Origin of the sequence: Nitratidesulfovibrio liaohensis (assembly GCF_011682075.1) — a bacterium.
GTDB lineage: Bacteria > Desulfobacterota > Desulfovibrionia > Desulfovibrionales > Desulfovibrionaceae > Cupidesulfovibrio > Cupidesulfovibrio liaohensis.
This window is the reverse complement of the sequence record NZ_VSMK01000467.1, coordinates 1-1,975: the sequence shown is the minus strand read 5'-3', so window position 1 is coordinate 1,975 and position 1,975 is coordinate 1. Positions and strand designations below refer to the sequence as shown.

The 1,975-nt window shown below is 66.6% G+C and carries 1 protein-coding gene; it reads left to right on the top strand.

What is annotated here, in order from left to right:
* Positions 1-298: 298 nt before the first annotated feature.
* Complete coding sequence (locus FVW27_RS14345; RefSeq protein WP_167126343.1) at positions 299-1,492, top strand: anaerobic nitric oxide reductase flavorubredoxin; 1,194 nt, start codon at positions 299-301, stop codon at positions 1,490-1,492.
* Positions 1,493-1,975: the final 483 nt, after the last annotated feature.

Here is a 1,975-nt window from a genome sequence, read left to right as displayed (position 1 = left end):
CGGCGCAACGCCAAGCCCGCCGCGCCGCGCCCGGCGCCCGAAGGGCCGGACCCCGCACCTTTCCCTCGTTCCGTGCCGCAGGGGAATCCCACACTTCCCCCCATTCCGCGCCCGCCGGGGAATCCCGGCCCGGCGCACATTCCACCCGGTCGCGCATTCCGGCCCGGCGCATCACAGCCTGTTGACACCTGCCGCGCAACCTGCCAGCCTGTCAAAGTAGACACTCCTCCTTCTTCACCCTTGGGGCCACGCGGCGCGGACCCAGGGGTGCCCACGCGCGCCGCACGGAGGGCAGGCCATGCAACTCACCAACCGCGTCCACTGGGTGGGCAAGATAGACTGGGAACTGCGTACCTTTCACGGGCAGGAATATTCCACCCACAAGGGCTCCAGCTACAACGCCTATCTGGTGCGCGACCCCGGTGGCCGCACCGCGCTCATCGAGACGGTGTGGGGACCGTACGCCCGCGAATTCGTGGACAACCTGGCGCGGGTGGTGGATCTTTCGTCCATCGACTACGTGGTGGCCAACCACGGCGAGCCGGACCACAGCGGCGCCCTGCCGGAGCTGATGCGCCACATCCCCAAGACGCCGGTGTACTGCTCTGCCAACGGGGTCAAATCGCTGAAGGGCCAGTACCACGCGGACTGGGACTTCCGGGTGATGCGCACCGGCGACAGGCTTTCGCTGGGCAGCTGCGAGCTGGTGTTCGTGGAAATGCCCATGCTCCACTGGCCCGATTCCATGATGTGCTACCTGACCGGCGAAAACGTGCTGTTCAGCAACGACGCCTTCGGCCAGCACTACGCCTCGGAACTGATGTTCGCGGATCTGGTCGACGAGTGCGAACTGTGGGCGGAAGCCATCAAGTACTACGCCAACATCCTTACCCCGTTCAGCCCGCTGGTGACCAAGAAGATCGACGAGGTGCTGGCCCTGGGCCTTGCCGTGGACATGATCTGCCCCAGCCACGGGGTGATCTGGCGCAAGGACCCGTTGCAGATCGTGCAGCGCTACCAGCAATGGGCGGCCAACTACGCCGAGCACCAGTTGACCGTGGTGTACGACACCATGTGGAATTCCACCCGCCGCATGGCCGAGGCCATCGCCGCCGGGGCCGTGCAGGCCGACCCCACGCTGACGGTGAAGCTGTTCAACTCCGGGCTGGTGGACAAGAACGACATCATCACCCAGATATTCCGGTCCAAGGTGCTGGCCGTGGGTTCGCCCACGGTGAACCGGGGCGTGCTGACATCCGTGGCGGGCCTGCTGGAGGAAGTGGAAGGGCTGAAGTTCCGGGGCAAGAAGGCCGCCGCCTTCGGCTCGTACGGCTGGAGCGGCGAATCGCCCAAGGTGCTGGCCGAACGGCTGGCCAAGTGCGGCTTCTCGCAGGTGGGCGACCCCGCCCGCGAGGCCTGGAACCCCGACGACGAAGGGCTGGAACGCTGCCGCGCCCTGGGCCGTCAGTTGGCCGAGGCCGCCGGGGAATAACCGGGGACCGGGTGCATTGATCCGTGCAGGGCTGCCGGAGGCACTGTGTCACCGGGCGTGGGGAAACCCGCGCCCGGTTCAGCTTGTTGGCAGCGTCTGTTTTTGGATGCCTCCGGCGGCCAAGTGGCTACCGCCCCTTGGAACCCGGCATATTGTGTTCTCCTAATGCACAGGCAACACAAATAAAAATTCTCGAGAGGGATACGCGGAAACAAGGCTCCGCGCCCCGTTTTGTGACAGACCGCATATCATCCAACCACCCTGTAGCTCTCGCCGCCCTGATTGACGCCACACCACACCGCCCCCTATGACGGCGTCAGGCAGGCCGCGCACCGCACACACCATGCGGACGGCCCGCGCCTTCATCGCAACCTCCACCACGAGGGTTCCATGCACCGCCGCACGCCGCCCTTTGCGGGCGATTCCTGCGCCACCGTGGCCTGAGCGCCGCCGCAGGCCCCGGGCGGGGCCGCCGCGTCATCC

Coding starts and splice junctions, on each gene's coding strand:
- FVW27_RS14345 (WP_167126343.1), top strand. CDS start 299: ATGCAACTCACCAACCGCGTCCACTGGGTGGGCAAGATAGACTGGGAA.